This is a genomic window from Nonomuraea sp. NPDC049725 (assembly GCF_040674795.1).
GTDB classification, from domain to species: domain Bacteria; phylum Actinomycetota; class Actinomycetes; order Streptosporangiales; family Streptosporangiaceae; genus Nonomuraea; species Nonomuraea ceibae.
The window spans coordinates 204,091-227,668 of the sequence record NZ_JBFANJ010000014.1 but is presented as its reverse complement, the minus strand read 5'-3'; the positions used below and the strand labels follow the sequence as shown (position 1 = coordinate 227,668).

The 23,578-nt window shown below is 74.1% G+C and carries 21 protein-coding genes; 12 read left to right on the top strand and 9 right to left on the bottom strand.

Annotated features, from left to right (window positions below):
- Positions 1-13 precede the first annotated feature (13 nt).
- Positions 14-1,672: a DUF4434 domain-containing protein gene (locus AB0J53_RS32715; RefSeq protein WP_364179521.1), complete on the top strand. Its 1,659-nt coding sequence runs from the start codon at positions 14-16 to the stop codon at positions 1,670-1,672.
- A gap of 368 nt (positions 1,673-2,040) precedes the next feature.
- Here the strand turns inward: AB0J53_RS32715 and AB0J53_RS32710 are convergent, their stop codons facing one another.
- The 3 genes from AB0J53_RS32710 to AB0J53_RS32700 all read right to left on the bottom strand — a co-directional run bounded on the left by AB0J53_RS32710 (position 2,041) and on the right by AB0J53_RS32700 (position 4,654).
- On the bottom strand, positions 2,041-2,592 hold the full coding sequence (locus AB0J53_RS32710; RefSeq protein WP_364179539.1) for a DUF6493 family protein: 552 nt from the start codon (positions 2,590-2,592) through the stop codon (positions 2,041-2,043).
- 754 nt (positions 2,593-3,346) lie between these two features.
- The gene (locus AB0J53_RS32705; RefSeq protein WP_364179519.1) at positions 3,347-4,141 is read right to left on the bottom strand and encodes an SDR family oxidoreductase; all 795 of its coding nucleotides are present in this window, start codon (positions 4,139-4,141) and stop codon (positions 3,347-3,349) included.
- Between the two features lie 57 nt (positions 4,142-4,198).
- A complete protein-coding gene (locus tag AB0J53_RS32700) occupies positions 4,199-4,654 on the bottom strand; it encodes a GNAT family N-acetyltransferase (RefSeq protein WP_364179517.1) in 456 nt (151 codons plus the stop codon).
- Positions 4,655-4,787: 133 nt separating this feature from the next.
- Between AB0J53_RS32700 and AB0J53_RS32695 the strand changes: the two genes are divergently transcribed.
- The 3 genes from AB0J53_RS32695 (at position 4,788) to AB0J53_RS32685 (ending at position 9,176) form a co-directional block, all read left to right on the top strand.
- Positions 4,788-6,389, top strand: a complete 1,602-nt coding sequence (locus AB0J53_RS32695) for a trypsin-like peptidase domain-containing protein (protein WP_364179515.1) — start codon at positions 4,788-4,790, stop codon at positions 6,387-6,389.
- A gap of 100 nt (positions 6,390-6,489) precedes the next feature.
- Positions 6,490-8,124, top strand: a complete 1,635-nt coding sequence (locus tag AB0J53_RS32690; RefSeq protein ID WP_357583841.1) for a hypothetical protein — start codon at positions 6,490-6,492, stop codon at positions 8,122-8,124.
- Positions 8,124-9,176 (top strand): hypothetical protein, encoded by a 1,053-nt coding sequence (locus AB0J53_RS32685; protein ID WP_364179512.1) that lies wholly within the window; start codon positions 8,124-8,126, stop codon positions 9,174-9,176. The genes AB0J53_RS32690 and AB0J53_RS32685 overlap by 1 nt, the downstream gene beginning before the upstream one ends.
- Here the strand turns inward: AB0J53_RS32685 and AB0J53_RS32680 are convergent.
- The 4 genes from AB0J53_RS32680 to AB0J53_RS32665 all read right to left on the bottom strand — a co-directional run bounded on the left by AB0J53_RS32680 (position 9,156) and on the right by AB0J53_RS32665 (position 13,586).
- A complete protein-coding gene (locus AB0J53_RS32680) occupies positions 9,156-10,535 on the bottom strand; it encodes a cellulase family glycosylhydrolase (protein ID WP_364179510.1) in 1,380 nt (459 codons plus the stop codon). The genes AB0J53_RS32685 and AB0J53_RS32680 overlap by 21 nt on opposite strands.
- A gap of 2 nt (positions 10,536-10,537) precedes the next feature.
- Complete coding sequence (locus AB0J53_RS32675) at positions 10,538-11,356, bottom strand: carbohydrate ABC transporter permease (protein ID WP_219505373.1); 819 nt, start codon at positions 11,354-11,356, stop codon at positions 10,538-10,540.
- A complete protein-coding gene (locus AB0J53_RS32670) occupies positions 11,353-12,234 on the bottom strand; it encodes a sugar ABC transporter permease (RefSeq protein ID WP_364179508.1) in 882 nt (293 codons plus the stop codon). Before AB0J53_RS32670 ends, AB0J53_RS32675 begins: the two co-directional genes overlap by 4 nt.
- Positions 12,235-12,311: 77 nt before the next feature.
- The gene (locus AB0J53_RS32665; RefSeq protein WP_357583833.1) at positions 12,312-13,586 is read right to left on the bottom strand and encodes an extracellular solute-binding protein; all 1,275 of its coding nucleotides are present in this window, start codon (positions 13,584-13,586) and stop codon (positions 12,312-12,314) included.
- Between the two features lie 166 nt (positions 13,587-13,752).
- Here AB0J53_RS32665 and AB0J53_RS32660 point away from each other — a divergent pair, with 166 nt between their 5' ends.
- Positions 13,753-14,760: a LacI family DNA-binding transcriptional regulator gene (locus AB0J53_RS32660; RefSeq protein WP_219505378.1), complete on the top strand. Its 1,008-nt coding sequence runs from the start codon at positions 13,753-13,755 to the stop codon at positions 14,758-14,760.
- Between the two features lie 35 nt (positions 14,761-14,795).
- Positions 14,796-15,305, top strand: a complete 510-nt coding sequence (locus AB0J53_RS32655; RefSeq protein ID WP_364179505.1) for a DUF6789 family protein — start codon at positions 14,796-14,798, stop codon at positions 15,303-15,305.
- A gap of 2 nt (positions 15,306-15,307) precedes the next feature.
- Here the strand turns inward: AB0J53_RS32655 and AB0J53_RS32650 are convergent, their stop codons facing one another.
- Positions 15,308-15,946 (bottom strand): TetR/AcrR family transcriptional regulator, encoded by a 639-nt coding sequence (locus AB0J53_RS32650; protein WP_219505380.1) that lies wholly within the window; start codon positions 15,944-15,946, stop codon positions 15,308-15,310.
- 66 nt (positions 15,947-16,012) lie between these two features.
- On the opposite strand from AB0J53_RS32650, the gene AB0J53_RS32645 reads away from it, so the two are divergent.
- From AB0J53_RS32645 to AB0J53_RS32620, 6 genes are all read left to right on the top strand, one after another.
- Positions 16,013-16,666 (top strand): hypothetical protein, encoded by a 654-nt coding sequence (locus AB0J53_RS32645; protein WP_364179502.1) that lies wholly within the window; start codon positions 16,013-16,015, stop codon positions 16,664-16,666.
- 15 nt (positions 16,667-16,681) lie between these two features.
- On the top strand, positions 16,682-17,509 hold the full coding sequence (locus tag AB0J53_RS32640; RefSeq protein WP_364179500.1) for an NAD(P)H-binding protein: 828 nt from the start codon (positions 16,682-16,684) through the stop codon (positions 17,507-17,509).
- A 112-nt stretch (positions 17,510-17,621) separates the two neighbouring features.
- Positions 17,622-18,779, top strand: coding sequence for a histidine kinase (locus AB0J53_RS32635; RefSeq protein ID WP_364179498.1), 1,158 nt, complete (start codon positions 17,622-17,624; stop codon positions 18,777-18,779).
- On the top strand, positions 18,776-19,420 hold the full coding sequence (locus tag AB0J53_RS32630) for a response regulator transcription factor (RefSeq protein WP_219505389.1): 645 nt from the start codon (positions 18,776-18,778) through the stop codon (positions 19,418-19,420). The genes AB0J53_RS32635 and AB0J53_RS32630 overlap by 4 nt, the downstream gene beginning before the upstream one ends.
- Before the next feature lie 19 nt (positions 19,421-19,439).
- Positions 19,440-19,793 carry a nucleotide pyrophosphohydrolase gene (locus tag AB0J53_RS32625; RefSeq protein ID WP_364179496.1) on the top strand — a complete coding sequence of 118 codons (354 nt, stop codon included), beginning with the start codon at positions 19,440-19,442 and terminating at the stop codon, positions 19,791-19,793.
- 39 nt (positions 19,794-19,832) lie between these two features.
- The gene (locus AB0J53_RS32620; RefSeq protein ID WP_364179494.1) at positions 19,833-22,997 is read left to right on the top strand and encodes a BTAD domain-containing putative transcriptional regulator; all 3,165 of its coding nucleotides are present in this window, start codon (positions 19,833-19,835) and stop codon (positions 22,995-22,997) included.
- Between the two features lie 40 nt (positions 22,998-23,037).
- Here the strand turns inward: AB0J53_RS32620 and AB0J53_RS32615 are convergent, their stop codons facing one another.
- Positions 23,038-23,445 (bottom strand): SRPBCC domain-containing protein, encoded by a 408-nt coding sequence (locus tag AB0J53_RS32615; protein WP_364179492.1) that lies wholly within the window; start codon positions 23,443-23,445, stop codon positions 23,038-23,040.
- Between the last annotated feature and the right edge of the window lie 133 nt (positions 23,446-23,578).

Sequence of the window (23,578 nt, the reverse complement as noted above, 5' to 3'; positions counted from 1 at the left end):
GTAGCCTGGACGGGTGCTCCAGCGGGTCCTGCGGATTGCGGTCGCGCTCACCGTCGTGGTTCTGGCCGTCCTCCCCGACGGCGGAGCCGGTCCCGGCCATGACCCCTGCCCGCCCCGCGACACCCGCGTCGCCGTCGCCTACCCGATCACGGGTTACTGGGTGATCCCGCGCGCCGACCGCTGCGCCACCCGGCGTACGGTCGAGGCCGTGCACGCCGTCGGCGGCGACACGCTCATCACGTTCGGCGCGCGCATCCTGCCCGCCCGGCCCGACGCCCGCGGCCGCATCGCCGCCGTCGCCGGCTGCGTCGAGGACGGCCGCACCTGCTACGAGGCCGCGCGGGCGACCGGCAGGCCCATCCGCCGCGTCTACACGTACGTGACGAGCGAACGGTTCGGCGACGCCGTGCTGCGCTGCCCCGGCCTCGACCGGCGCGTCGAGCACGACGGACGCACCTACTACCGGCTCATGCTCGCCCCCGCCTGCGACGCCGCCGCCTTCGACCTGCTCCTGATCGCCACCGACGGCGACGGCGTCGGCGACCTGCTCACCGAGGCCGCCGCCTACGGTATGGCCGTCATCCCCGGCCTGCCCGTGCCGCCCAAGGACCCCGCCAAACCCTGGCTGCCCGACCTCGCCCACCTGCCGGCGCTCAACGAGCTCACCGCGCGCGTCATGGCCGACTACCGGCGCCGCCACGCCGCCTCACCCGCGCTCGGCGGCGTCTACCAGTCGTTCGAACTCGCCATGCGCGACCGCGCCGACGACGACCCCATCATCGCCCTGTACGCCGCCCAGCACGCCGTCGTCGCCGCCGGACTGCCCGGTGAGACGATCATGGTCAGCCCGTTCTGGGACGCCCGGCGCGGCCGCGGCTTCCCGCCAGCCCAGGTCGGCAAGGGCCTGGCCGACATCGCCGCCACCCGCGCCGGCGCGCCCATGGCCATCGCCGTCCAGGACGGGCGCGGCGTCGGCAAGGTCCCCGTCCACGGCCCCGACCAGGCCGCCGCCCCCGTCGACGCGCGCCTCGAACCCGTCGTCGGCCGCGTCGCCAACCAGGCCGCCTACTACGGCTCCACCCGCGACTACGTGGCCGCCGCCGCCCGCAACCTGACCCCCGGCGTCGAACTCTGGGTGAACGTCGAGGTCTTCGAACCCACTCAGGTCGTCGGCGAGTGCGGCCGGGCCAACCCGTTCCCGCTGCGCGGGCGCGCCACCAAGAGCCGCGTCGACGCCCAGGTCGCCGCCGTCGGCCGGCACGCCAGCAAGATCATCTCGTACGGGTGGGACCCGTTCCTGACCTGCCGCCACTCCCACGCCACGCCGTCGCTGGCCGACGACCTCACCGCCCACGGGCAGCGGCCCATCATCGCCCACGCCCGCCCCGCCGCGTACGGCGGCCGCACCGGCGTCCTCGTCGAGGGCTACCACCTCGCGGGCGGCACCCTCACCTTCACCTACCGCCAGTCCGGCGGCGCCACCGCCCGGGTCACCGTCCCCCAGACCTGGCACGACCCGCGCACCGGCGCCGACCCCCGCCTCCCGGACGGCCTGCAGTCCGCCTGGGCTCCCTTCACCCCCCACCGCCCCGACCCCGCCCACCCCTGGATCACCATCACCGCCACCACCCCCACCGGCCCCACCACCACCCCGTACGCCTGGCATCCGTGACCCCCGCTGGCCCCCGGGAACCCCCCACAGAGGAACCCTCCACCCAGGGCGGCCCCTCCACCCAGGGCGGCCCCTCCACCCAGGGCGGCCCCTCCACCCACGACCGGCAGCAGGCCAAGGGCCGGCACAGCCGCCCACCCCGCAGCCGTGCGGCGGGGTGCCCACCCACACGCCGGCCTCGCCACCGGCCCGCCTACCGTCCACACCAAGCCGGTCGCACCAGATCACCAAGTGAGGGGGCCCACGTGGGCCACCTTGCCGCTGCAAACGGTGGGGTTAGGGGCGGGCGGTCCTCGATGAGCCTGCTGGCACGCCGGGTGGCCAGGGGGGCGGCGCCCGTCGAAGTGGCTTGCCGGGGTGCGGGGAGGTCAGGCTCGGGTGAGGGTGGTGGTGAGGTGGGTGTGGAGGTCGTCGTCCAGGGGGGCGGCGGCTTGGCGCAGGGTGGTGGCGGTGGCCGGGGTGAGGTGGGTGGCGTGGCGGAGCAGCAGGCGGACGGCTCGTTCCTGGACGGAGCGCGTGGGGTGGCCGAAGGTGGGCGTCAGGGCCGGGGTGAGGGTGTCGGCCAGGGCGGGGGAGGCGCGCAGGACGGCGGCGAGCCAGGAGAGCCCGGCGCGGACGAGGCCGGTCTCCCGGCGGAACAGCAGCGCCTCCAGGGCTTCCACCACGTCGGCCGGGTCGAGGGCGGGCAGCCGCCGCAGGTGGGTCAGCGCCAGCTCGGCGACGGGGCCCGGCGCGGTCGGGAGGAGACGCAGGTACGTGGTCGCGTGGGCGGTGATCTCGGCCTCGGTGGGCGCCAGGGATTCGTGGAGCCGGGTGAAGAAGCGCAGCTCGATCGCGTCGCCGCCGAGCAGGAAGCGGCGGCGGCAGCCGTCGAGCAGCGAGTCGCGGCTGATCACGCCCTCCCGCGCAAGGGTGTGCAGGGGCGGTGAGCCAGGACAGCGGCCCGTGCTGCTGGTCGCGCAGCGCCAGGCCGACGCCCTGGGCGGTGAACAGGCGCGGCAGCAGGCCGGGCAGCAGCGGGTCGCCGCGCAGGCTGCTCAGCAGGGCGTCGCGTGACACGTACGCCACCACCAGCGGGTCGTGATCGGGCGGGGTGACGCCGGTGGCGCGCAGCAGCGCCAGGACGAGGGGGAGGGTGCGGTCGGAGCCGCGCCCGCGCGGGCGGGGCGGCCGGATGCGGAGGGCGAGCCGCACGGCCACGTCGGCCTGCCACTCGGGCGGGCGGGCGGCGATCACGTCCAGGAGGGGGCCGTGGTCGGCGAACAGCGGGTAGCCGTCGAGGTCCCACAGGTCGAAGTCGCGCCGGGTGATCCAGGCGGCCGCGGCGGCGGGGCCGAGCACGCCGGCCCCCGCGATCCGCATCGGCTCGGCCCACTCCGGATGGTCGTCGATCTCGTGCTCATGGCCCCAGGGGCGCGGGAAGGGTGAGGCGAGGCGGCGTTCCTGCTCGCGGTGGGCGCGGCGGGCGGCGGCGACCTCGGCCGCGTGGGCGCGGGCGACCTGGACGTGGCCGGGCAGCTCGCGGGCGACGAGGCGGCGGCCGGCGGCGTCGAGGGCGGTCACCGCGGCGACGGTGCCGGGGACGTCACCGGCGTCGATGAGGCGGCGCAGCTCGTCCCAGGGGGATTCCTGGCGTGTCATGACGCCGGAGCCTGGCAGAGCGCACCGACATTCCTACGGCAGGATCGAGTCCACGTACCCGCCGTCCACGCGGACGGCCGCGCCCGTGGTGGCGGAGGCGTACGGGGAGCTGAGGTAGACGACCAGGTTGGCGATCTCCTCGGGCTCGATGAGGCGTTGCAGCAGCGACTGGGGCCGGTGTTCGCGCATGAACGCCCGCTGCGCCTCCTCCCACGGCAGGTCGCGGTCGACGAGCTGGTAGACGAAGTCCTCGACGCCGCCCGTGTGGGTGGGCCCGGCGATCACCGAGTTGACGGTGACGCCGCTGCCCGCCGCCTCCTTGGCGAAGCCGCGCGACACCGCGAGCAGCGCGGTCTTGGTCATGCCGTAGTGGATCATCTCGGCGGGGATGACGACGGCGGAGTCGCTGGCGATGTACTGGATGCGGCCCCAGGACCGTTCCCGCATGCCGGGCAGGTACGCGCGCGTCAGGCGGACCGCGGCGAGCACGTTCACCTCGAAGTAGCGGCGCCATTCGGCGTCGGTGATGTCGAGCGCCGGCTGGGCGCCGAAGATGCCCAGGTTGTTGACCAGGATGTCCACGGCGGGCAGGTCCTCCAGCACCCGGGCTGCGCCCTCGTCGGTGGCCAGGTCGCCGGGGGCGGCCAGCAGGACGGCGCCGGGGTGCGCGGCGCGGATGCGGTCGAGCGCGGACGCGACGGACGCCTCACCGCGGCCGTTGACCGCGACCGTGGCCCCGGCGGCGGCCAGGCCGGTGGCGATGGCGGCGCCGATGCCCTGGGTGGAGCCGGTGACCAGCGCGGTCTTGCCGGTGAGGTCGATGCGCATGTGTTCCCCCTGATCGCGTTGCCCTGCCATTGTCGGTGACGGGCGGGCGGTTGCCGGTCAGGCGGGGCCGCGCCGCCAGAGGCGTTCGCCGTCGTCGAAGCGGCCGGTGGGGGTCAGACCGGCGCGGCGGGCCACGGCGGCGGAGGCGGCGTGGTCGGGGTGGATGTGCGCTTCGACGGTGGTGACGCCGTGCTCGTCGAGCCAGGCGACCAGGGCGCGGGCGGCCTCGGTGGCGTAGCCGTGGCCCTGCTGTCGTTCGCCGACGACCCAGGCGATCTCGGCCCGCCGTCCCTCGTGGGTGATCGTCGCCTGGACGTAGCCGACGGCCTCGCCGGCGACCCTGATGATCCAGTTGTGCCACTGCTGGCCGGGCGGGCCGCCGGTGACCTGGCGGGCGTAGCGGGTGCGCAGCTCGTCCAGGGTGGGGGCGGTGCCGCCGGTGAAGGCGTAGAGGTCGCCGGCGAGCACGCCGACCATCTCGTCGGCGTCGGCGACCGTCAGGGGGACGAGCATGACTCGGCCCGTAATTTCCGTCATATCCAGCCATTTTGCCGGTACGGCGGTGGCAGCGCGCGGCTCACTGATTGTGCGGCAACGGTGACTTAGTGTGCTGAGGGGGATTTGATCTCGATGCTCAGGGGGACCGATGTCACGCCGAAGGACCCTGCTCGCGCTCGCCGTCGCCGGCACGGCCTGGACAGTGCCGCTGGGGCCGGCCGCGCCGCCCGCGCACGCGGCGCCGGAGCCCGTGCCGCCGGCCGACGCGTCGCCGGTGATGGACCCGGCACGCGCGGTGGACTACTGGACGGCCAGGAAGCAGTCCAAGGCCGACGCCGCCGAGCTGCCGGAGGCCATGGTGCTGCCGGCCGGCAAACGACGCGGGCGCACGGGCGACCGCCCGGCGGCAAGGCCCGGCGAACGGCCGGGCGAACGGCCAGGCGAACGCTCGGGGGAGCGCTCGAGGGAGCGCTCGGCAGAGCGAGGGGAGCGGCCAGGGGAGCGGCCAGGAGGGCGGCCGGGGGAGCGGCCAGGAGGGCGGCCGGGGGAGCGGCCGGTGGAAGGGCCCGGCGAGCAGCCGGGGCCGAGGCCGGCGGTGCTGGGGAGCGAGGGCCGGCCGGTGAGCGTGCCGGTGGCCGAGCGGCTCACGCCGGGCGCCGACGCCAACGGCTACGGCCGCATGCGCAGGCCCTACACCAGGGCCGCCAACAGCCGCGCCACCGGCCGCCTGTTCTTCCTGGACGCCGACGGCACCCGCCGCTCGTGCAGCGGCGCCGTGGTCAACTCGGGGAGCAGGCTCCTGCTGGCCACCGCCGCGCACTGCGTGTACGGGGTGTCCAAGCGCGACAACCGCGGCCGGTGGTCGTCGAACCTGGCGTTCGTGCCCGCGTACGACGGCCATGCCAAGGCGTCGGCCGATCGCGCGCCCTACGGGGTGTGGGGCGCGCGGCGGGTGTGGAAGCCGCGCGCCTTCACCGGGGAGGGGCACTGGGACTGGGACTCGATCTACGACCTGGCGCTGGTCGAGGTCGGGCGGCGGGGTGACCGGACGCTGCAGGGCACGGTCGGCGCGTACACGCCGCTGCGCAACGAGGGCGGCCGGTTCACCGTAACCACGCTCGGCTACCCGAGCGACGAGCCGTACGACGGCACCCGGCAGCTGTGGTGCCTGGGCCGGACGCAGCCCTGGTCCGGGTACGCGCGCCCGGACCGCAGGGTGACGGGCCGCCTCTACACGGACAACTGTCACCTGTTCGGCGGCAACAGCGGCGGCCCGTGGCTCGACCGGGACACCGGCCTGCTGCTGGGCGTGCTGTCGTCGGGCGCGGCGGACGAGTCCACGGCCGGTTACGCGGTCGCCAACCCGTTCGGCCGGGCCAGCTACGGCGCGCTGGTGCGTGACGCGGACCCGCACGGCGTCTACGACGCGCTGTCGGTCAAGGGGTCGGTCTCGGGCGCCCGGGTGAGCGCGGTCGTGACGATGCGCGGGCTGGTGGCGGCGAGCGTGCCGGTGACCTTCGAGCTGCCGCACGGCGTGAGCCTGGCGCCGGGGTCGCGCTGCCGGGCGAGCGGGCGGCAGGTGACGTGCCCGGCGGGTGTGGTGCGGCCCGGCGACCCGGTCACGGTGTCGTTCCCGGTCCGCGGCGTCGCCGGGGAGCGGGCCTCGTACCGGGTGCGGGTGCCGATCTCCCACCTGGACCCGGAGCGGGGCGACAACACGCACGTGTTCGGGCCGAGCGCGCGCAGGTAAAGGCGCACGGCGGCGATGGCAAAGGATGGCGTGTCGGCCGGGCGGGCGCTCCGCCCGTGCTGGCAGGGTCGACGGCGCCGCGACGAGCTGGGAGGGCCAGATGCGACGTGCCGGGGATGGGGAGCAGTTCGACCGGCTGCTCTCCGCTGCGAGGGCCTACTGGGGCAGGCGCCCCGCCGGGCCGGGAACGTGCGTGGTCGCGGAGGCCATGCACCAGGACATCCGCGTGATCGTCCGCAACCTGCTGCTGGCGAACGCGCTGTGCGATCTGACCGCCGCCCGGCTGGTCGTGCTGGTGGGCACCGACCGTGACTGGACCCGGGCGCTGTGGGACGACTACGACGTCGAGCGGGTGCGGCGGCTGGCCGAGGCGTTCGGCGCGGCCGAGGTCGTCGACGTGCACGAGCTGGCCGATCGGCGGCTCGCCGACGAGGGGGACGCGCCCGCCGAGGGCGTCGACGCGGCGGCGCTGGACGTCGTGGAGAAGGCGACGCTGATCCGGCTGAACCTGGTGCCCCGGCTGCCGCACGCGGAGGACGAGCAGCACCGCGCCCGCCGGGCCCGCGCCCGGGCCTTCTCCGCCGTGTACGACCGGCTGTTCGCCGAGCTCGCGCCCGCCGCGCTGGTCACCAGCCACGTGGACTACGACCAGTGGGGGCTCGCGGTCGAGACCGCGATGCGCCGCGACGTTCCGGTGGTGCACGCCCAGAGCACCGGGTCGCTGAAGGCGTACGCGCTCTTCCCGGGTGAGGCGCGCGGCCCGGGCGGCTTCCGTGAGGAGCTGACCCGCAGGATCGCCGCCTACTTCGACGAGCACGTGTGGGCCAACCGGGAGCTGATCAGGCCGGGCGCGGAGCTGGTGGCCTGGCGGGCGAAGGGCAACCTGGGCAGGCCGAGCTGGTGGCGGGCGGGCAACGTGAGCTCGTTCGAGGTCCGTACGGAGACCGAGCGCCGCCAGCTCCGGCGGCACGCCTGCGACCGGCTCGGCATCGAGCCGGACCGGCCGATCTTCACCGTGTTCAACCACGCCGTGTCCGACGCGGTGGGGGCGAACCGGGAGGTGTTCGGCGACCTGGCCGAGTGGTTCGAGGAGACCGCAGAGTTCGCGGCGGCGGAGGAGTCGGTGAGCTGGCTGTTCCTGGACCATCCGAGCCAGGAGCGCTACGACGTCACGGGGCACTTCGGGTCCGTCGCGGCCCGTTACGCGGGGCGGTCGCATCTGGCGTTCGCGCCCAGCCTCGACCTGTCGAAGAACATGCTGTGGAGCCTGACGGACGCCGGGGTGACCGTGCGCGGCAGCGTCTCCAGCGAGCTGCCCGCGTTCGGCATCCCCGTCATCCAGGCCGGTTGGTCGGAGTGGAGCGGCTGCGGGCTGTCGAACGTGGCCGAGACGCGGGCCGACTACTGGCGGCTGCTGGCCGACGCCGTCGCCCGGCATGCCAAGGGCGAGTCGACGCTCGGCCCGGAGCAGCGTGAGCGGGCCCGGCTGTGGCTGTGGCTCTACCGGTGCGGCGCCGACGTGTCCTCGCCGCTGCTGCCGCACTGGGAGCTGGGCGACGGGGAGGAGTATCTGCGGGCGCTGTCCGTCAGCATGCGGCACGTGGAGCGCGACGGCGATCCGCTGCACTGCGCGGTGCGCCGCATGTGGGAGCGGCGCGAGCCGCTGCTGAGCCGGTTCGACTTCCGGGACCAAGCGGGGCTGGCCGCGGCCCTGACCGCATCGAGGAGCGCATGATGAGCACGACAACGCTGACCGGGGCCGCCACGACGCTCGACGAGGAGATCGTCCCGCTGTCGCCGCCGGTCGAGGTGTTCAGCGGGCGGGCGGCGGCGTTGCAGGTGACCGACCAGCTGCATCGCGGCGAGCAGATCGTGGGCCGGTTCGAGCGGTCCGGGCTGGCCGGGTTCAAGGTGGCGGCGCGGGGCAGGCGGCTGCGGGTCAAGGTGTCGCTGGCGGTGGACGCCACGTCGATGCCGGGCTGGCATCTGCCGGACGCGCAGGGCAGGGCGGCGACGCGGCCCCGGCTCATCCAGGTGCGCTCGCAGGGGCGGCTGCGCCAGTGCGTGCTGCTCAAGGGCGGCAACGGCATCCGCAGCGCGCAGGCGGCCTTCGACCTGCTGCCCGAGGAGGTGCCCGACGACGGGCTGGTGTGCGTGGAGGCGCTCGACATCGCCGAGGGCGGGGGCGTGGACGCCGGGGTGCGCGCGGCCGTGGCGGACGTGATCATGGAGTGCGGCACCGCCGGGCTGCGCATCGACGGCGTCGCGTTCGAGGAGGGCCGCGACGACGGCGAGCCCGGCGGCGGGGAGACGCTCGACGGCGCCCGCTGCGAGATCCTGTCGCTGATCAGCTCGGGCGGGCTGGCCAACCCGAACCGGCGCGGCCCCCGTACGGTGCGTACCGGGATGTTCGTCGTGAACCCGGTCCCGCCTGGCATGTTCGGCTCGGGCGGGCGGCTGACGATCCGGCTCGGCAGCCGGGCCGACACCACCCTGCGCCCCGCCACCGCCCGCGACCGCGCGCTGATGCGCCGGGCGGTGCGGCGGGCGGGCGGCGAGGCCAGGCGGCTGCGTCACGCCGCCCGCGAGGTGCTGTGCTCGGCGGCGCCTTCCGTGACCGGCGTCATGAGCGTCCAGGACGGCGCCCTGCCGATGCCGACCAGGACCACGACCGGCAACACGCTGGAGCTCGACCTGCCGGCCCCGGTCACCTCGCCCGTGCTCGTCTTCGTCGACCCGGGCGAGTGCGCGCTGCCGACCCTGGTCTCAGCGACCTGGACTCCCTGACAGGCTCTGGGCCAGCAGGTCGAGCAGCGGCTGCCGGCGCACGCAGCGCTCCAGCGCGAACGAGTCGGCCAGCGCCGCCAGCTCGTCGTCGCCGAGGCCCCTGAACAGCTCGGCGTACTCGGGCAGCATCGCCTGGGCGATGAGGATGTGCCTGACGAGGTCGTCGGTCTGGTAGCGGGCGCCCCACGGGTAGGGCGCCCAGCCGGGGAACTCGGCGTCCACCAGGGCGTGCAGCGGCCCGACGGCGTCCGCCGACTCCTCCATGGTCGAGCCCCACCGGTCCGCGCCCAGCCGCGCCTTCTTGGCGATGAACGGCCCGAACCTCTCCAGGTACGGCCCGGACGCGCTGACCAGCCCCTGCAACCCCACGTCCTTGTACGTCCACAGCGCCCAGCCGGCCTCGTGCCGGTCGTAGATCTCCAGCTGGTCGCGCAGGATCTGGTAGCGCTCGTGGTCACGCTCCGGATCGCCCGTGTAGACGGGCCCGAACTCGCCCACCCACAGCGGCGTCCCCGTCTCCCGCTGGAAGCGCGAACGCCGCTCGAACGTCCGCTCCAGCTCGCGCCGGTCACACCACTCCCCGCGCGTGTAGCCCGGGTAGCCGCCGCCGTGCGCGAACCCGGCCAGCGCGTAGTCGTGGCAGACGAACACCGTGTTCTCGTACACCTCCCGGAAGATCGAGAAGTCCGTCGAGTACGTGTTGCCGTCCAGGAAGAGCACGTGCCCGGGGTCGGCCGCGCGTACGGCCTTGACCAGCCGGTCGTAGAACGGGCCGACGACCTTGCCGGTCGGGTCGCCGGGCTCGTTGACCGGGTTGTACCCGGCCACCCAGGGATGGTCGCGGTAGTGGTCGGCGATGGCCTCCCACAGGTTGACCGCCCGGTCCTGGAAGTGCCGGTGCCGCCAGAACGCGGCGACGTGGGTGGCGTTGTCGGAGTGCCAGTGCTGGTTCTGCGAGCCCGGCAGGGCGTGCAGGTCGATCACGCTGTAGACGCCGCGCTCGCCGAGCAGGTCGATGACCCGGTCGAGGTGGCGGAACCCGTCCTCGATGATCTCGAACGGCCGCTCGTCCGACTCGAAGTGGTGGTAGTTGACCGGGATGCGCACGCAGTTCATGCCCAGCCCGGCCAGCAGGTCGGCGTCCTGTTCGGTGAAGAACGAGGTGAGCAGCCGGTCGAAGAAGAACGCGGCCCGGTCCTCGCCCAGCACCTGCCTGACCGAGGCGCGCATCGACGACTCGTCGGCCGGGTAGCCGGTGATGAAGTTCTCCATGTTCATCCAGCCGCCCAGCCCGACGCCGCGCAGCCGTACGGGCTGGTTCTCGGCCGTGAGGAGCCGCGTTCCGGAGACGTGCAGCATGGTCAGCCTTTCGTAGCTCCTGCGGTGAGACCGCCGATGAGGTGGCGCTCGGCGACGGCGTAGAAGCCGAGCGCGGGCACCATGGCGAGCACCAGGTAGGCGAGGATGCGTGAGGTGTCGGAGCTGTACTGGCCCTGGAACTGCTGGATGCCGAGAGGCAGCGTCCAGCTCGCCTCGTCGCTGAAGACGACCAGCGGCAGCATGAAGTTGTTCCAGCTCCCGACGATGGCCAGCACCGACACGGTGGCGAGCGCGGGCCGGGCCATCGGCAGCAGGATGCGCCAGAAGAAGGCGAACGGGCCGCAGCCGTCGAGCGTGGCCGCCTCCTCGATCTCGCCCGGGATGCTCCGGAAGAAGCCGCGCAGGATGATGATCGTCAGCGGGAGCCCGAACGCCGCCTGCACGAGGATCACGCCCCACGCGTTGTCGACCAGGCCGAGCGTGCGCAGCATGACGAAGATCGGCAGGATGGCGACCGCGAACGGGAACATCAGCCCGGCCGTGAAGACCGTGAACAGCAGCTCCCTGCCCCGGAAGGCGAAGCGGGCGAACACGTACGCGGCCATGGCCGACAGCGACACCGTGACGATCGTGGTGAGCACCGCGATGAATGTGCTGTTCCACATCTGGCGCCAGAACGACCCCGCGGCCAGCACCTCGGTGTAGTTGCCGGTCTCCCACGGGCTGGGCAGGCCGAACGGGTTGGTAGAGAGCTGGCTGGTGTCCTTGAAGCCGCCGAGGACCGCGTACACGATCGGGATGAGGATGAACGCGCCGACGATCCAGGCGATCGCGTGCAGGGGCAGGGTGGGTCGCTTCAACGGGTGTCTCCCATGGCGGTGGTCGCGCCCTCCAGGTCGCGGCGCATCACGAACCGCTGATAACCCAGGGCGAAGACGAGGCTGAGCACGAACATCACCACGCTGATCGCGCTGGCGTAGCCCACCTGGGAGCGGCCGAAGCCGATGTCGAACATGGTGACGGCGAGCGTCTCGGTCGAGTGCGCCGGGCCGCCCTCGGTGAGGATCCAGACCAGGTCGAACAGCTGGATGGTGTAGATGACCGACAGGAACACGCTGATCCGGATCGTCGGCCCGAGCAGCGGCAGCGTGACGTGCCGGAAGACCTCCCAGCCGGTCGCGCCGTCGATCCTGGCGGCCTCCAGCAGCTCGTTCGGGATGTTCTGCCGGCCCGCCAGATAGATCATCATGTGGAAGCCGAAGTACTTCCAGGTCATCACGACGAACAGCGACATGAGCGCGGTGTCCTGGTCCGCCAGGAACTCCGACTCCAGCCCGACCAGTCCGAGAATCCCGTTGGCCAGCCCGGAGGTGGGCGACAGGATGAGCGAGAACAGCACGCCGGTGATGACCTCGGACAGCACGTACGGCGAGAAGAACACCAGCCGGTAGATCGCCCGGCCGCGGATGCGCTGGTTGAGCAGCATGGCGATGCCCAGCGCCATCGGGAGCTGGACCACCAGGCAGAGCAGCACCAGGACCAGCAGGTGCCACATGTCGGTGAAGAAGATCTCGGACTCGAGCAGCCGGGTGAAGTTGTCGAAGCCGATGAAGTCGGTGGGAAGCCCGCCGAACCCGTTCCACTTGAAGCCGCTGGCGTAGACGGCCACCACGATCGGGGCCACCACCAGCAGCAGGAAGAGGGCGAGGGCCGGCAGGACGAACAGGGTGATCGTCACCCAGCTCCGCCGTCTTCCCCGGTCCGGGCGGGCGTGGGCCGGAAGCCGCCTGGCCTCCGGCCTACGGGTGATCGTCGTCATTCGCTCTTGGCCACTTCGGTGATGTCCTGGGCCACCTGCTCCGGGGTCTTGGCGCCGGCCAGCAGCTCGGCGACGCTGTCGTTGACCTCGGCGCCGACGGCGGGCGGGTAGGCCTGGTCGAGGTAGAGCTGGAAGCCCGTCGCGGTCGCCAGGGAGTCGGCCACGATCTTGAGGTTGGCGTCCTTGACCGCGCTCTCCTCGCCCTTGAGCACGGGGAGCACCGCGTTCTCCGCGACGGCCTTGGTGTGGTTCTCCTCGCTGGTGAGGAACTTCAGCAGCTCGATCGCCTCCGGGGGCGCGTCGGCGCCCACGGCCATGCCGCCACCGCCGCCGAACGCCTCGGTGATGGCGCCCTGGCCGCCCTCGACCGCCGGGAACGGGAAGAATCCCAGGTCCTCGCCGAGGCCCTTGCCGGCGTCGATCTGCACGTTCGGGGCCCACTGGCCCATCAGCTCCATCGCGGCCTTGCCGTTGGAGACGGTGGCCGCCTGGCCGTCGGGGGTGGAGTAGGCGGCGCCGAGGAAGCCCTTCTGGAACGGCTGCAGGTCGGCCAGCGCCTTGAGCTGCTGCCCGGCCTGGACGAACGCGGGCTTGGTGAAGTCGTGGTCCACCGCCGCCTGCTGGAGCGCGGGCAGCCCGCCGATGCGCATGGCCAGGTAGGCCCAGTAGTAGTGGCCCGGCCACTTCTCCTTGCCGGCCAGGGCGATCGGCGTGATGCCGGCGGCCTTGAGCTTGCTGACCGCGTCGAGGTAGCCGGACCAGGTGGTCGGCGGCTCGGCGATGCCGGCCTTCTCGAAGAGCTTCTTGTTGTACCAGAAGCCGACCATGCCGATGTCGGTCGGCAGCGCGTACGTCTTGCCGTCGAACTGGTAGGCGGCCAGGGCGGCGGTGGTGAAGGTGTCGATGACCGGGGCCACGTCGGCGGAGATGTCCTTGACCAGGCCGGCGTCGACCTGCTGCTTGAGCACGCCGCCGCCCCAGGTGGCGAACAGGTCGGGCGCCTTGCCCGACTGGGTGAGCGTGGTGACCTTGGACTTGTACGCCTCGTTCTCCAGCACCGTCATCTTGATGGTGACGTTGGGATTGGCGGCCTGGAACTCCTTGGCGCGCTTCTCGTACACGGTTTTGAGCGGGTCGGACGTGGACAGGTGCCACCATTCCAGCGTGACCTTCTGCGGCGCGCCGGATTCGGATCCGGGCTGCGGCGCCTCGCCGCCTCCGCAACCCGCGACGAGCACGGCTGCCGCGATCAAGGTGACCGTTCGTTTCATTTCAGGGGCGCCCTTCATGTGCGAACGAAAATTTCGTGAACCCCCCGATAATTTCAATGTCCGGAGCATAGGTAAACGCTGCGTTACGCGTCAATAGGTGTCGTGGGAGCGATCCCACTACCCTCGTCACCCCGGATTCCGAAAGTTTCGGCTAAACTTCTGATCTATGTCTGCGAAGAGGCGGGTGACGATCGCCCTGATAGCCGAGGAGGCCGGGGTGTCGATCCCCACGGTGTCCAAGGTCATCAACGGTCGTCCCGAGGTCGCGCCGGCGACCCGGCACCGCGTCGAACGGCTTCTCCACAAGCACGGCTACCAGCGGCGCATCAGCCAGGACGACACCCCGGCCGGGCTGGTCGACCTGGTCTTCGCCGAGGTGGAGTCGCCCTGGGCGATGGAGATCGTGCGCGGCGCCGAGTCCGCCGCCCACGAGGCCGGGGCCAGCGTCGTCATCTCGGTCCTGCACACCCACGCCGGGCCCGGCCGCGACTGGCTCGACCGGCTCGCCGGACGGCGCACCGACGGCGTGGTGATCGTCGCCTCCCGCCTGTCGGCCGGCGTCCAGGACCAGCTCGCCGCCCGCTCGCTGCCGTTCGTCGTGGTCGACCCCGACGGCGAGCCCGCGCCCGGCGTCGTGTCCGTCGGCGCCACCAACTGGAACGGCGGCCTGGCCGCCACCCGCCACCTGCTGGAGCTCGGCCACCGCCGCATCGGCATGATCAGCGGGCCCGCCGACATGCTGTGCAGCCAGGCCAGGATCGACGGCTACCGCGCCGCCCTGGAGACCGCCGGGGTGCCGCTCGCGCCCGAGCTCATCCGCCGCGGCACCTTCCTCGTCGACTCCGGCCACGACCAGGGCCACGCGCTGCTCGCGCTCGACGAGCCGCCCACGGCCATCTTCGCCGGCTCCGACCTGATGGCGTTCGGCGTCTTCGAGGCCGCCCGCCAGCGCGGGCTGCGCGTCCCGCAGGACCTCAGCGTCGTCGGCTTCGACGACCTGCCGCTGTCGGAGTCCGCCTGGCCGCCGCTGACCACCGTGCGCCAGCCGCTGCAGGAGATGGCCGCGCTGGCCACCCGCACCGTCCTGGCCATGCGGCGCGGCGAGTCGCCCGAGGCCCGGCGCGTCGAGCTCGCCACCGAGCTGATCGTCCGCGAGAGCACCGCCGCCGTCTAGCGTTTCGGCGCCGGGGCGCGGGGCAGCCGCAGGGCATGATGCGTGACCTCGTCAACGGCGCCGTGAGCGGCACGCTGGCCACCGTCGCCATGAGCGGCGTCATGGTGGCCGGCGAGAAGGCCGGGCTGATGCGCGGCCAGCCGCCCAAGCACATCGCCCGCGGCCTGCTGCCCGGCAGCAAGCACCGCCGCAAGCCCGGCGAGGGAGTTCTCGGCGCGCTGGCCCACCTCGGCTTCGGCGCGGGCGCGGGCGCCGCCTTCGCGCTGCTGACCCGCGGCCGGACCCGCCGCGCCCCGCTCGCCGTCGGCTACGCGCTGACGATCTGGGTCGTCAGCTACTCCGGCTGGGCGCCGCGCCTGAGCCAGCTCCCGCCCATCGGGCGCGACGCCCCCGGGCGTCCCGCCGTGATGGCCGCCGGGCACGTCGTGTACGGGACCACGCTCGCCTTCCTGCTGAACCGCCTGGCCGTCCGCGACCCCGACCCGGCCCGCATCCCGCAGGCGGCGGCCCCGCCCGTGCCCGTCGCCGGACTGCTGGGCCTCTGATCTCAGCGGGCGGTGGCCGGGCTCAGCAGCTCGCGGGCCAGCGCCTCGCCCCACCACTGCTCGATCCGGCCGGGTGACCAGGAGCGCTCGACGTGGAGCGTCGTGTAGACGTCGATGTTGCACAGGGCGGCGTAGATGTCGACGGCGGTGGCGACGTCCAGGCCGGGCCGGAGCGTGCCGTCCGGCCACGAGGCGAACACCTGCGTGCGCAGCTCGCCGACCTGCCGCCGGCCCTGGAGGTAGAAGTCCGCGATCTCGGGCTCGGTGCGGCCCGCCTCACGTATCAGCGTGATGAGGTCGCCCGCCCGCTCGAACAGCCGCCGGTCGTAGCCGGCCATCGCCGCCAGGTGCCGCCGGGGGTCGCCGGTGGCCTCCAGCTCCTCGATCGCCTGGGGCAGGTCGGCGGCCAGGTCCGCGGCGTCGGCCAGCGCCCGGACCAGCCCCGCCTTGTTCTGGTACGCCGCGTAGACGGTCGGGACGGAGACCCCCGCCTCCCGGGCGACGTCGCGCACGGTGGTCGCGGCCCATCCCTGGGACAGGAACAGCCTCCGTGCGGCCTCGGCGATCTCCGCCCGCGTCTGATGGGCCTGCGCCACGCGGCGCAGCGAGGTGTAGCGGCGCCGCCCGGTCTCGTTCTCCATGATTGCGTCCAGACTTTCCGTGACTTACATTCAATATATGTACCGTAAAACCAATTGGTGGTCACCGTGACCGTCACCAGTCTGGCGGGTGCGGCAGGCATGGGATTCGTCCTGCTCGCCATCGTCGTCAACGTCCTCTACGTCCGCGCCGGGCTCCCGCTGCCCACCTCCGGCCTGTCCCTGGACGCCACCACCGACGCGCTGGCCGGGATCGGCAAGCGCATCAACGCGCCCTCCGTGGTCGTGCCGGCCACCTGGGTGTTCACCACGCTGTTCGCCGCCGGGCTGCTCGCCGTGCTCTGGCGCGACGGGCAGACCGGCAGCAACATCTGGGCCCTGACCGGGTTCGCCGGGGTCCTCATGCAGAACGCCACCTTCATGGTGGTCGAGTCGCTCCGGTTCGGGACGGCCGCGGCCGCTCGGCACCACCGCGGCTCGGTCGCCGGGCTGTGGGCGTTCGGCAACGTGCTGTTCGGGTTCAACCAGGTCTTCCTGGCCATCGCGGTGCTCGGCTTCACCGCCGCCGGGGCGGGTCTCGCGTTCATCCCCGCCTGGCACGCCTGGCTGGGCTGGATCAGCGCCGCCCTGCTCTTCGTCTCCTCCACGGCCGCCCCGTACAACGCCGAGGGCGCCGGCCGCGTCGGGGTGATCGGCCTGCTCGGCTGGGTCGGCTGGGCTGCCTGGATCGTCGTCTACAGCATCGCCCTGCTGGGCGTCTGAGCAAGGAGCACGCACGTGATACTCGTGACCGGAGCCACCGGCCGCATCGGCGGCCGGGTCGTCCACGAACTCACCGAGGCGGGCGCGCCCGTGCGGGCGCTCACCAGACGCCCCGGCGAGGCCCGGCTGCCCGGCGGCGCCGTCGCCGTGCCCGGCGACCTGCGGGAGGCGGCGTCCGTCGAGCAGGCGTTCGACGGCGTGGAGGTGGCCTACCTGTGCCCCGTGCCCGGCTGGGCCCTCGCCGGCCTGCTGGCGCTCGCCCGGAAGTCCGGCGTGCGCCGGATCGTCCTGCTGTCCTCGGCGTCGCTGCCCGGCGGGCCCGGCCTCATCGAGCGGCAGCACCGGGCCAACGAGGACGCCGTACGCGCCTCCGGCCTGCCCTGGACGTTCGTCCGGCCGACCGCCTTCATGGCCAACGACCTGCCGTGGGCGCCCGCGATCCGGGCCGGGGACACGGTGCCCGCCGCCTTCCCCGCCGCCTCGCTCGCCCAGGTCGACGAGCACGACGTCGCCTCCGTCGTCGCCGCCGCCGTGCTGGACGACGGCCACGCCGGACGCACGTACGAGCTGTCCGGGCCGCAGGCGCTGACCACCGTCGAACGGGTCGCCATCCTCGGCGAGGTGCTCGGACGGACCCTCCGCTTCGCCGAGCTGTCCCCGCAGGAGCTCCGCGCGGAACTCCTCGCCGGCCACCCGCCCGCGGTCGCGGACGCCATGATCGACGTCCTGGCCGCCGCCACCGGCACGACCGCCCCCATCCTCCCCGGGGTGCGCCAGGCCACCGGCCGCCCGCCGCACGCCTACGCCGAGTGGGCCGCCAGGAACGCCGGCCGCTTCCGCTGAACGCCGGGACGCAAGGCGGCCGCCTGCCCACGGCGGTGTAGCCGTTCGTCGGTCACGTATGTAGACGAACGTCGGATCCGTCCACCCGGGCGGCCACCGTACGCTGGCGAACGTGCAGGTGAGCAAACAGATCGAGGCCGCCGTGCCGGCGCTGGTCGGCGCGCTGGTGCTCGTCGCCTCGGCGGTGGCCGTCACCGGCGGCGCCGCGTCCGCCTCGCCCGCGCTGCGGGGCGTCGCCGCCCTCGTGGCGGGCGGCGCGGCGGTGGTGGCCGTCCGCAGGTCCTGGTGGCCGCTCGCGATCATCGGCGCCGTGCTCTACCCCTGGCTGGTCATGTGGCCGCCCGTCGTCGTCGCGTCCTACTACGCGGGCACCACCTGGCGCAGCCGGCGCGAGCTCGGCGCCTACCTGGGCCTGGCCGTCGTCATGATGGCCGCCTCGGTGCTGGCCGGCCGGGCGAGCGGCGGCACCCGCGAGATGGTCACCGCCACCCCCGCCAACGCCGCCCTCATGGCCGCCGCCATGATCGGGCTGCCGCTGCTGCTCGGCCTGTGGGTGCGCGCCAAGCGCGAGGTGCTCGCCGCCGCCCGCGAGCGCGCCGACCGGCTCGAACGCGAGCAGGTCATGCGCGCCGAGCAGGCCCGCGCCCAGGAGCGCGCCCGCATTGCCCGCGAGATGCACGACGTCGTCGCGCACCGCGTCTCGCTCATGGTGCTCCACGCCGGCGCGCTCGAAGTGGGCGCCGCCGACGAGCGCACCACCGGCGCCGCCGCCATGATCGGCGACATCGGGCGGGAGGCGCTGACCAACCTGCGCGAGATCCTCGGCGTCCTGCGCGGCCCCGCCCAGCCGCCCGCCCTCGCCCCGCAGCCCACGCTCGACGACCTCGACCGCCTGCTCGACCAGTCGAGGGCCCTCGGCATCACGATCGGCAGGCACACCCACGGCGAGGCCCGGCAGCTCGCCGCCACCGTGGAGCGCACCGCCTACCGCGTCATCCAGGAGGCCCTGACCAACGTGCACAAACACGCCGCCGACGCCCGTACCGACGTCCACATCCGCTACCTGCCTGCCGAGCTCCGGGTCGAGGTGCGCAACGAGCCGCCCCCCGGCCCCGGCCGGACCCTCCCGGGCGCCGGCTGGGGGCTCGTCGGCCTGCGCGAACGGGTCGAGCTGCTCGGCGGCACGCTCCACGCCGGCCGGCGCGACGACGGCGGCTTCGACGTGGTCGCCGCCATCCCGGCGGACGCGGCAGGCGGGGTGAGCGCGTGATCCGGGTGCTCGTGACCGACGACGAGGCCCTGGTCAGGTCCGGCCTCCGGATGATCCTGGAGGCGGCCGGCGACATCGTGGTCGTCGGCGAGGCCCGCGACGGGGACGAGGCCGTCACGGCCGTGACCCGACTCAGACCGCACGTCGTCCTCATGGACGTACGCATGCCGGGCGCCGACGGGCTGACCGCCGCCGCGCGGCTCCTGGCCGCCCCCGAGCCGCCCAAGCTGATCATGCTGACCACGTTCGACCTCGACGAGTACGTGCACGAGGCGCTGCGGCTCGGCGCGGTCGGGTTCCTGCTGAAGGACACCCCGCCCCGCGACCTCATCGCCGCCGTGCGCGCCGTCGCCGCCGGGCAGGCCATGCTGTCGCCGTCGGTCACCAAGCGGATCATCCACGCCTTCGTCGACAAGGCCCCCACCCGCGCCGAGGCGGCCCGCAGGCAGCTCGCCTCGCTGACCGGCCGCGAGGAGGAGGTGGTCAGGGCGCTGGCCCGCGGCCTGTCCAACGCCGAGATCGGCCGCGAGCTGCACCTGTCGGAGGCCACGGTCAAGGCCCACGTGAGCCGGGTGCTGGCCAAGCTCGACCTGACCAACCGCGTCCAGGCCGCCATCCTCGTCCACGACGCCGACCTCTGACGCCGTAAGGTCGTGTCCTGTGACGGAGTTGGAGCGGCATGCCGCACGATTGCGCGCGTTCGCCGCGGCACGCGACTGGGAGCAGTTCCACACGCCCAAGAACCTCGCCATGGCCCTGGCCGGTGAGGTCGGCGAGCTGGTCGCCGAGCTCCAGTGGCTCACGCCCGACGAGTCCCGCGCCCCCGACCCGGAGACGCTCGCCCGCGTCACCGCCGAGCTGGGCGACGTGACCAACTACCTGGTCCGGCTCGCCGACGTGCTCGGCGTCGACCTCGTCGCCGCGGCCTCGGCCAAGCTCGACACGGTCGAGCACCGCTACCCGAGCGACGCCTACCGGGGCTCCGCCCGCAAGGCCCCGCCCGCCTCCCCGTGACAACCCCGGGGGGAAGCGGCACCGCATAAGGTGACGGGCATGCGTTTTGGGGTGCTTGGCCCGCTGGCCGTGTGGACCGACGAGGGGGAGCCGGTCACGATTCCCGGGCTGAAGGTGCGCGCCCTGCTGGCCGACCTGCTCGCGCACGAGGGCCGTACGGTGTCGGCCGACCGGCTCGTGGACGACCTGTGGGGCGACGAGCCGCCCGGCAACCCGTTGGCCGCCCTCCAGGTCCGCGTCTCCCAGCTCCGCAAGGCGCTGGAGGACGCCGAGCCCGGCGGCCGGGAGCTGATCGTCTCCAAGGCCCCTGGTTACCTGCTGCGCGCCGCCGACGTGGACGCCGTGCGGTTCGCGGAGCTGCTGGCCCGGGCCGAGGCCGCGGGCAGCCCGGGAGCCAGGGCGGCGCTGCTCGGCGACGCGCTCGCGCTGTGGCGCGGGGCGGCGTACGCGGACTTCGCCGACGAGGAGCACCTGCGCACGGCGGTCACCCGGCTGGAGGAGCAGCGGCTGACGGCGCTGGAGCTGCACGCGGAGGCCCGCCTGGAGCTGGGCGAGCACGGCCTGCTGGTGGGCGAGCTGGGCGACCTGGTGGCCCGCCACCCGCTGCGCGAGCGGCTGCGCGCGGCGCAGATGCGGGCGCTGTACCGGGCCGGCAGGCAGAGCGACGCGCTGGCCGCCTACGCCGAGCTGCGCGAGCGGCTGGCCGACGAGCTCGGCCTCGACCCCGGGCCCGGCCTGGTGGCGCTGCACCAGGCGATCCTCGGCCAGGACCCCGCGCTCAACGCGCCGGCCGAACGCCCCGCGACGAACCTGCCCGCCGCGCTGAGCAAGCTGATCGGCCGCGAGGACGCGCTGGCGGAGGTGCGCTCGCTGCTCGGCACCGAACGGCTGGTGACGCTCACCGGCAGCGGCGGCGTCGGCAAGACGCGGCTGGCGCTGGAGACGGCCTCCCGGATGGTGGGGGAGTTCTCCGGCGGGGCGTGGCTGGTGGAGCTGGCGCCGCTCGACCGGCGCACGCCGTCGCTGGCGGAGCCGGTGCTGGCGACGCTCGACATCCGGCAGGACGCCGGCTCGGGCATCCCGGCTGAGCGGCTGGCGGACGCGCTGCGCGACCGCCCCCTGCTGCTCGTGCTGGACAACTGCGAGCACGTCGTCGAGCAGGTCGCCGAGCTGGCCGAGCTGCTGCTGCGGGCCGCGCCCGAGCTGCGCATCCTGGCCACGAGCAGGGAGCCGCTGGCGGTCGACGGCGAGGTGCTGTGGGCGGTGCCGCCGCTCGGCGTGCCCGACAGCACCGACCTGACGGTCATGGCGGGCTCGGACGCGGTGCGGCTGTTCGTGACGAGGGCCGCCGCGTCGGCGCGCGGGTTCGCGCTCGACGCGGGCAACGCGCAGGCGGTCGCGCAGCTCTGCCGCCGCCTCGACGGCATCCCGCTGGCGCTGGAGCTGGCCGCGACCCGGGTGCGGCTGCTCGGCGTGCACGGCGTGGTGGCGCGGCTGGACGACCGGTTCCGGCTGCTGGCCTCCGGGCAGCGGGGCGCGCCGCCGCGCCAGCAGACGCTCATGGCCGTGATCGACTGGAGCTGGGACCTGCTGTCCGACCCGGAGCGGGCGGTGCTGCGCCGCCTGGCGGTGCACGCCGACGGCTGCACGCTGGAGGCCGCCGAGGCCGTGTGCGCCTCCGCCGATGCGGCGTCTTCGGACGTGCTCGATTTGCTGGGCCGGCTGGTGGACCGCTCGCTCGTCGTCGTGGCCGACGGCCCGTCGGGCGTCCGCTACCGCATGCTGGAGTCGGTGACCGAATACTGCCTGGCCAGGCTCGCCGACGCGGGCGAGCTCGACGCCGTACGCCGTGCGCACGCCGGCTACTACGCGGAGCTCGCCGAGGCGGCCGAGCCGCACCTGTACGGGCGCGAGCAGCACGCCTGGCTGCAACGGCTCGACGCCGAGTCCGCCAACCTGCGCGCCGCCCTGGCCACCGCCGCCGACCAGGGCACGCCCGCGACCGCGCTGCGCCTGGTGAACGCGCTCGGCTGGTACTGGTACCTGCGGGGCAGGCCCGCCGAGGCCCGCCGCGCGTTCGACGTGGCGCTGGCCGGGGCCCCGGCGGGCGACCAGGCGGCGGCGCGGGCCGCCGCCTGGCGGGCCGGGTTCGCGCTGGTGCTGGGCGAGGAGACCGACAGGGAGGGGCCGCTGCGCGACATCGCCGACCCCGGGGTACGGGCGCGGGCGGAGCTGTTCCTCGGCATGAACGCGCCCGACCTGCCGACGTGCGACGAGTTGATCGGCCGGGCGCTGACCGTGTTCCGCCGCAACGGCGACACCTGGGGCGTGGCGGCGGCGCTGAGCAAGCAGGCGATGTCCGCGTTCACCCGCCGCGACCACGACGCGTTGGCGCGTGACGGCGAGGAGGGCGCCCGGCTGTTCCGGGAGCTGGGTGACCGGTGGGGCCTGTTGCAGGCCACCGAGTGGCTGGCCGGGCACGCCGAGATGACGGGCGACGTCGAGCGGGCCGTCGAGCTGTTCACCGAGGGCCTGCGCATGGCCGAGGAGCTGGAGCTGTGGTCGGAGGCGGCCCGCCACACCGCCTGGCTCGGCTGGATCGCCCTGCAGAGCGCCGAGTACGGCAGGGCGCTGGAGCTGTGCGGCAAGGCGCTGCGCCAGGCCGCCTCCCAGGGCCACCGGGACATCGGGCTGATGGCCGAGATGGGCCTGGCGCTCGCCGCACGCCGCACGGGCGAGCTGGACCTGGCCGGCCGGCACCTGCACCGGCTGCTCGACGGCGTGCCGCGCGGGCCGGGCGTCGAGCCCGCGCTGCACCTGCCGGTCACGCTCACGGAGCTGGGTTTCCTCACCGAGCTGCGCGGCGACCCGGCGGGCGCGGCGCGCCTGCACCTGGAGGCGCTGGAGGCCGCGCAGCGGATCGGCGACCCGCGCTCGTCGTCCGGGGCGGCGGAGGGCCTGGCCGCGGCGCTCGCGGCGGCGGGCTCGCACCGCGCCGCCGCCCGCCTGCTCGGGCTGGCCGCCGCCGTCCGCGACCACCACAACACCCCGGCCGGGCCGTCCGAGCAGGAGGAGATCGCCCGCGTCACCGCCGCCGCCCGCGCCGGTCTCGGCGAGCCGGGGTTCGCCGAGGCGTACGAGGACGGGGCCCGCCTCAAGCTGGAGGACGCCGCCGACCTGGCCGCGACGCCGTCCGGCGGCTGACCGGGCGGCGTCCGGCGGCTGACCGGGCGCCGTCCGGCGGCTATGCGAGGGTCTCCCCGAGGCGGTCGAGGAAGCCCGACCAGCCAGAGCCGCCGCCGGTGTTGACGCCGCGCTGGCGGAAGCGCATGAGCGTGCCGCCGGCCGCCTCGGTCAGCTCCACCGTCACCACCGACGCGGGCCCGTCGCCCGGATCGTCCGGATCGCCGGTGGTGAACACCAGCCGCCCCGGCGCCGCCACCTCCCGGTAGACGCCGTCCAGCAGCACCTCGAACCCGTCGCCGTCACGGAACCTCGCCCGCCACGCCCCCCCGGGACGCACGTCCAGCACCGCCTCCGTGCTCATGTCCGGCGGCCCGAACCACCGGGCGAACCGCCCCTCCTCCGTCCACGCCCGGAAGACCCGCTCCCGGGGCGCGTCGAAGACGCGGATGATCTCGTACTGGCTCAACGTGCCGCCTTTCCCAGGGGTTGACGCTCCCACGCTCCTACGGTGCCGGGCGGCGCTTACGATCGCCTTCAGCCGCCCTTACGGCCCCCCGAACCGCGGCACGGCGGTCGCACGCGGTCCACGGCCGGGCCGC